This is a genomic window from Thauera phenylacetica B4P, assembly GCF_000310225.1.
Taxonomy (GTDB): domain Bacteria; phylum Pseudomonadota; class Gammaproteobacteria; order Burkholderiales; family Rhodocyclaceae; genus Thauera; species Thauera phenylacetica.
Map to the genome: position 1 here is coordinate 1 of NZ_AMXF01000220.1, position 6,756 is coordinate 6,756.

Below are 6,756 nucleotides of genomic sequence, written 5' to 3' on the forward strand. Positions count from 1 at the left end.
GGGAGCCGCGTCCGCGCGGCGAGCGCAGCGGCGAAGGCCGCCGCAACGGTGGCAGCAACGGCGGCCGTGGTCGTCGCGGCGAGCGCGACGCCGAGGCGCAGCCCTCCACCCGTGGCAACCGGGCCGAGCGTGGCGAGCGTGGCGAGGGCAGCGAGCGTCCGCAGCGTGTCGCGGCCGAGCGCCCCGAGCGCACCGAACGCCCCGAGCGTGCGGAGCGCGGTGAACGCACCGAGCGCAGCGAAGGCGGCCGTCGTGGTCGCGGCCAGCGTGGCGAGCGTGCCCAGGAAGGCACCGAGCAGCGCGCCGCCCAGACCGAGGACGAGCTGCTGAAGGCCGCCACCGCCACGGCGATGGTGGCAGCCGCCACGACGGCCGACTCCGTCACGACTGAGACGGCTTCCGGCACCGAAGGCGGCGAAGAGGAAGGCTCCTCGTCCGAGAAGCGCCGCCGTCGCGGCCGTGGGCGTGGTCGCCGCACGGGCGAAGCGCAGGGCACCGCCGCCGAGGCGGGCAACGAAGCCGAAGCCGCCTCCGCGGAGACCTCGCCCGCCGAGGCCGCACTGCCGGTGATCGCTGCCGCCAGCGCCACGGCCACGGACGTCGCAAGCCCGGCCTCCACCGCGCCAGTCGTGGCCGAGGACGCACCTACGCAAGCACAGCCTGAGGCCGAAGCGTCGCAGCCGGCCCCGTCGGCGGGTGAGGAAGCCGCCGAACTGCCGATCGCCAGCAGCCTCGCGCACGACATCGAGCCGGTGGCCGCGTCGGCGCCCGAGGCCGTGCCGGCCCCGGTGCCCGTCGGTGAGCCCGTCGACGCCGCGGTCGAGACCACGCCTGTGTTCGAGACTGCTGCGGTCACGCCGGCCGCCGCGATCGAAACGGTGGCTGCCGAGGTTGCCGCTGCAGCCGAGGAAGTCGTCGCCGAAGGCACGCCCATCGAGGAGGCCCCGGGCGACGTCCCGGCTCAGGCCGAAGCCGCACCCATCGTCGAGTCGGCTCCTGCCGAGGAAACGCCGGCTGCGGTCGAGCCGGCCCATCTCACCGCGCCGGTCTCGGTCATCGAGCCCGCGCTCGCGAGCGGGCAGGAGCCTGCTGCGACGACGACCGTCGGCACGGCGTCCGAGACTGCATTCGAGGCGGGATCGGAAGCTGCACAACCTGCCGCTGCACAGGCGTCCGAAGCGGTCGATCAGGGCTCGACGGCCTTCGAATCGACCGTGGTCCGGGCCATGGAAGCCGGTCGCGCCGCTCAGGCACCGAGCGCACCGATCTCGGTACCGTCCGGTGACAGCGGGCTGGTCAAGATCGAGACCGACCCGGCCAAGCACGGCCAGTTTGGCAGCGGCGCCCTCGAGCAGCCCATCCGCCTGGGGCGCAAGCCGCGCGCGGCGACGGTGGTGGTCGAGGAACCGCTGCAACAGGTCGAGACGCGCAAGTAAGCGGCTCGGCGACGCCGCGGCGGTGGTCGATGACCATCGCCGCGGAATCCCTGCTCCCGAGGCGCCTCGAAACCGAGACGCCGGGTGCAAGAGCAATCAGCCGCAGCGCGCGCCGCGCCTGCAGCGCGTTGAGTTCGGGCCGGCGCCACGGCGCCGCGGCACCGCCCGATCGCCAGTCGCGCCCCACCCTCAGAACGCCGCGAGCGCGGCGCCCCTTGCAGGGCGGACGCTTTCCCCGGACGACTTACTTCTTCTTGGTGCTCCCCTGCTCGGCGCCGAAGCGGCCGCTCAGGTACTGGGCGAAATCGGCGCCCGTCTCCGGGTGACGCAGGCCGAACTCGATGGTCGCCTTGAGGTAGCCGAGCTTCGAGCCGCAGTCGTAGCGCACACCGTTGAACTGATAGGCCAGCACCGCCTCTTCCTTGAGCAGCGAGGCGATCGCGTCGGTGAGCTGGTACTCGCCACCGGCGCCCGGCTTGAGCGCGCGGATGTGGTCGAAGATGCGCGGCGTCAGGATGTAGCGCCCGACCACGGCCTGGGTCGTCGGCGCCTCCTCGGGCTTGGGCTTCTCGACGATGCCGGTCATGCGCTGCACCTGGCCCTTGTCGGTCTCGGTGCTGACGATGCCGTAGCTGCGGGTCTCCTCGCGCGGCACGTTCATGGTGCCGAGCACCGAGCAGCGGTGGTAGTTATAGACATCCACCATCTGCTTGAGCACCGGCGTGCCGTCCTTGTTGTCGAGCAGGTCGTCGGCGAGGATCACCGCGAAGGCCTCGTCACTGACCACGTGACTCGCGCACTGCACGGCGTGCCCGAGGCCGAGCGCCTCCGACTGGCGGATGTAGATGCAGTTGACGCCCTTCGGCACGGTCTTGCGCACGATCTCGAGCAGCTCCTTCTTGCCGCGCGCCTCGAGCTCGGTCTCGAGCTCGTAGGCCTTGTCGAAGTGGTCCTCGATCGAGCGCTTGGTGCGGCCGGTGATGAAGATCATGTCGGTGATGCCGGCGGCGACCGCCTCTTCCACCGCGTACTGGATCAAGGGCTTGTCGACGATCGGCAGCATCTCCTTCGGGCTCGCCTTGGTGGCGGGCAGAAAGCGCGTGCCCATGCCGGCAACCGGGAAAATCGCCTTGGTGACTTTCTTCATTTTTATTGCTCTCCCATGAATAGAGGGTGTTGCGACGCAACAGCGGTCGCGATCATGCGCCATGCGTTTGCGGTTTGCATCAAGCGTTTGGTTACGTTTCGTTCAGCAGCGCGCGCAGGCCATCCTCGTCGAGGATGGCGAGCCCGAGCGCCTGCGCCTTCTCGAGCTTGGAGCCGGCCTCGGCGCCGGCGACCACGTAGTGCGTCTTCTTCGACACCGAGCCGGCGACCTTGCCGCCCTGGGCCTCGATCAGCGCCTTGGCCTCGTCGCGGCTCAGCGTCGGCAGCGTGCCGGTGAGCACGAAGGTCTTGCCCGCGAGCGCGCCGGCGACCGTGCCCTGCGGCTCGCCCTCGGCCCAATGCACGCCGGCGGCGCGCAACTGCTCGATCACCTCGCGATTGTGCGGCTCGGCGAAGAACTCGGCGATGCACTGCGCCACGATCGGGCCCACGTCGGGCACCTGCTGCAGCGCGTCGGCGTCGGCTGCGACCAGCGCGTCGAGATTGCCGAAGTGACGCGCCAGCTCGCGCGCCGTGGCCTCGCCCACGTTGCGGATGCCGAGCGCGAAGATGAAGCGCGCCAGCGTGGTGCTGCGGCTCTTCTCGATCGCCATCAGCAGGTTCTGCGCCGACTTCTCGCCCATGCGCTCGAGGTTGGCGAGCGCGAGCACCCCGAGGCGGTACAGGTCGACCGGCGTCTTCACGATCGCCGCATCGACGAGCTGGTCGACCAGCTTGTCGCCCAGGCCCTCGATGTCCATCGCACGCCGGCTGGCAAAATGCAGCAGCGCCTGCTTGCGCTGCGCCGGGCAGAACAGCCCGCCGGTGCAGCGCGCCACCGCCTCGTCCTCGCCGCGCACCACGTGCGAGCCGCACACCGGGCAGGTGGGGAATTTGTCCAGCAGCACGAAGCGCGGCGGCTCGCCGCTGCGGCGCTCCAGCACCGGCGCGACGACCTCGGGGATCACGTCGCCGGCGCGGCGCACGATCACCCAGTCGCCGATGCGCACGTCCTTGCGGTCGATCTCGTCCTGGTTGTGCAGCGTGGCGTTGGTGACGGTGACGCCGCCGACGAAGACCGGTTCCAGGCGCGCGACCGGGGTCAGCGCGCCGGTGCGGCCGACCTGCACCTCGATGTCGCGCAGCAGGGTCACCGCCTCCTGCGCCGGGTACTTGTGCGCCACCGCCCAGCGCGGCTCGCGGGTCACGAAGCCGAGGCGCTGCTGCAAGTCGAGCGCGTCGACCTTGTACACAACGCCGTCGATGTCGAAGGGCAGCGTCTCGCGCAGCGCGCCGATGCGCTCGTGGAACGCCGCCAGCCCGGCCGCGCCACGCACCTGCGCGCGGTGCTCGCAGACCGGCAGGCCGAAGGCCGCGAGCGCGTCGAGCACCTCGGTGTGGGTCGCGGGCAGCGCCCAGCCGGCGACGTCGCCCAGGCCGTAGGCGAAGAAGGACAGCGGCCGGCGCGCGGCGATGCCGGGGTCGAGCTGGCGGATGCTGCCGGCGGCGGCGTTACGCGGATTGACGAAGATCTTCTCGCCAGCCTCGGCCTGGCGCGCGTTGAGGCGCTCGAAGTCGTCGCGGCGCAGGTAGATCTCGCCGCGCACCTCCAGCACCGGCGGCGCCTCGCCGCGCAGGCGCAGCGGGATCGCCTTCACGGTGCGCACGTTGGCGGTGACGTCCTCGCCGGTTTCGCCGTCGCCGCGCGTCGCGGCCTGCACGAGCACGCCGTCCTCGTAGCGCAGGCTGATCGCGAGGCCGTCGAACTTGAGCTCGGCGGCGTAGGCCACCGCCGCGTCCTCCTCCTTCAGGCCGAGCGCGCGGCGCACGCGCGCATCAAACGCGAACGCCCCGCTCGCCTCGGTGTCGGTCTCGGTGGAGATCGACAGCATCGGCACGCGGTGGCGCACCGCGGCGAACTGCGCGAGCGGCTTTCCGCCCACGCGCTGCGTCGGCGAGTCGGCGCTGCGCAGCGCCGGATGCGCCTTCTCGATCGCCTGCAGCTCGCGGAACAGGCGGTCGTACTCGGCGTCGGGAAGGGTCGGCGCGTCGAGCACGTAGTAGGCGTGGTCGTGGCGCGCGATCTCGGCGCGCAGGGCCGCCGCGCGTGCGGCGGCCTCGGCCGCGGCGTCGCCGTGGCCGTTATCGTTGAGCGGGTCCATCACAAGGAGAACAGGCGCAGGGCGAGCGGGCTGCCGGCGGGGATGTCGTGGTCGGCCATGCGGCTCTGGAACTGGCCGATCTGGCCGCGGATGATTGCCGCCGCCTCGGCGCCGAAGGGCGCGCGGTTGTCGTCGACCACGTCGCCGCCGAGCTCGCCGGCGAGCGTGGTCGCCATCTTCATCATGCGGTCGAAGGCGGCACCGCCGTTGCTCACCCGCGGCACGTCGATCACCAGGGTCAGCCCGCGCGTGACCAGGCCCTTGAGGCTCTCGGGCGAGAAGCGGCCGGACTCGAGGTTGGCCACGGTGAACACGCTGTGCTCGCCATCGACCATGTGGTAGGCGCCGTCTGCACCCAGGCGCAGGCCGTGCTTCTCGGCCACGGCGTGGATCGCGCGGCCCTCGAACTGGCCGTCGCGGGAGACGACGTTGATGCCGATCTGCACGTCGACGTCGGCGCAGAAGCGGTCGAGCTCGGTGGCGTTGCGCAGCGTGTCGCCGCGCGGCGGCAGCGCAGGCGGCAGGCTCATCAGCGCATCGGCCACGCGCTGCACGCCGCCCGAGAAGCGCATGAAGTCGGTCTCGCCGATCGAGCCATGGCGATTGACCAGCTGCAGCGCAGCGCAGAACCAGTGGCAGGCGCCGCTGCTGTCGGGCCCGATCGGCTGCCAGACGTTCTCGGCGTCGTTGAAGCCGAACCAGTACACCGGCTTGCCCAGCCCGGCGAGCTGCTCGGCCTGGATCGCCCAAACGCGGCCGACCTCGAGCGCCTCGATGGTCTCGAGGCGGATCACGCAGTCGGCGCGTGGATCGAGCAGGCGCGGCAGCTCGGGCGTGCTGCGCTTCATCGGCGCCTCGCTGAAGCGGCGCGGTTCGTCCTCGGCGCCGCCGATGCCGGGTTCGCGGCGCTCGCTCGCCGCGGGTTCCTCGCGCGGCTCGAGCAGCACGTCGCGGTGCTCGGACTTGAAGGCCCGCTCGGCATCGCGCCGGTGGCGGCGCTCCTGCCATTTGTTGTAGCCCACCACCAGCACCACCGCGGCGATGCCGGCGCCGATCAGCGCGATCTGAAGTTCGCTGTCCATTTGGATCCCAGAAATGCTCCGTGTAGCTTGTCCTGCGTCACGCTGCGGCCGGGTCGGCCAGGCGCAGCGCCTCTTCGATATCGACTTCCACCACCCGCGAGACGCCCTGCTCCTGCATCGTCACCCCCACCAGCTGCTGCGCAAATTCCATCGTGATCTTGCTGTGGCTGATGAAGATGAACTGCGTCTGCGCCGACATGCGCTTGACCATGTTCGCATAGCGCTCGGTGTTCGTGTCGTCCAGCGGCGCGTCCACCTCGTCGAGCATGCAGAACGGCGCCGGATTGAGCTGGAACATCGAGAACACCAGCGCGATCGCGGTGAGCGCCTTCTCCCCGCCCGAGAGCAGGTGGATCGACGCGTTCTTCTTGCCCGGCGGCTGGGCGACGATCTGGATGCCGGCGTCGAGGATCTCCTCGCCGGTCAGCACCAGCTCGGCCCGTCCGCCGCCGAAGAGCTGCGGGAACAGGGCGGCAAACTGCCGATTGACCGTATTGTAAGTGTCCTGAAGCTGCTCGCGCGTCTCGCGATCGATGCGGCGGATGGCATCCTCCAGCGTGTCGATGGCCTGCAGCAGGTCTTCGGTCTGCGCGTCGAGGTAGCCCTTGCGCTCGGAGGCGGTCGCGAGCTCGTCGAGCGCGGCCAGGTTGACCGCGCCGAGCTCGGCGATTTCGCGCGCCAGGCGGGCGACCTCGCGCTGCAGGGTGGATTCCCTGGGGTCGGCGGCGAGCAGCGGCGCGAGCGCCGCCTCGTCGGCGCGGGCCTCGACGAGGCGCTCCTCGAACTGGGCAACCGCGAGCTCGGCGGCCTGCAGCGCGAGACGCAGCTCGGCCACGCGGGCGCGGATCGGCGCGGCCTCGTGCTCGGTGCGCAGGCGCAGCTCCTCGACCTGCTTGAGCGCCGCGGCGGCCTCGGCGAGCGCATCGCGAC

Annotated in this window: 3 protein-coding genes and 2 pseudogenes; 1 reads left to right on the plus strand and 4 read right to left on the minus strand. The window is 71.2% G+C overall.

Annotated features, from left to right (window positions below; all coding sequences use genetic code 11):
* Positions 1–1,436, plus strand: a pseudogene (locus C667_RS18680) (Rne/Rng family ribonuclease); the annotation flags it as partial.
* A gap of 244 nt (positions 1,437–1,680) precedes the next feature.
* Here C667_RS18680 and galU read toward each other — a convergent pair.
* The 4 genes and pseudogenes from galU to C667_RS18700 form a co-directional block, all read right to left on the minus strand.
* Complete coding sequence (gene galU / locus C667_RS18685; RefSeq protein WP_004375776.1) at positions 1,681–2,583, minus strand: UTP--glucose-1-phosphate uridylyltransferase GalU; 903 nt, start codon at positions 2,581–2,583, stop codon at positions 1,681–1,683.
* 91 nt (positions 2,584–2,674) lie between these two features.
* On the minus strand, positions 2,675–4,744 hold the full coding sequence (ligA, locus tag C667_RS18690) for an NAD-dependent DNA ligase LigA (protein WP_004375778.1): 2,070 nt from the start codon (positions 4,742–4,744) through the stop codon (positions 2,675–2,677).
* Positions 4,744–5,826 carry a cell division protein ZipA gene (locus tag C667_RS18695; RefSeq protein WP_004375780.1) on the minus strand — a complete coding sequence of 361 codons (1,083 nt, stop codon included), beginning with the start codon at positions 5,824–5,826 and terminating at the stop codon, positions 4,744–4,746. Before C667_RS18695 ends, ligA begins: the two co-directional genes overlap by 1 nt.
* A gap of 37 nt (positions 5,827–5,863) precedes the next feature.
* Positions 5,864–6,756, minus strand: a pseudogene (locus C667_RS18700) (chromosome segregation protein SMC); the annotation flags it as partial.

What these genes read in the sequence shown, in the direction of transcription:
- galU (WP_004375776.1), bottom strand. Translation starts at nt 2,583, where the DNA reads ATGAAGAAAGTCACCAAGGCGATTTTCCCGGTTGCCGGCATGGGCACG.
- ligA (WP_004375778.1), bottom strand. Translation starts at nt 4,744, where the DNA reads ATGGACCCGCTCAACGATAACGGCCACGGCGACGCCGCGGCCGAGGCC.
- C667_RS18695 (WP_004375780.1), bottom strand. Translation starts at nt 5,826, where the DNA reads ATGGACAGCGAACTTCAGATCGCGCTGATCGGCGCCGGCATCGCCGCG.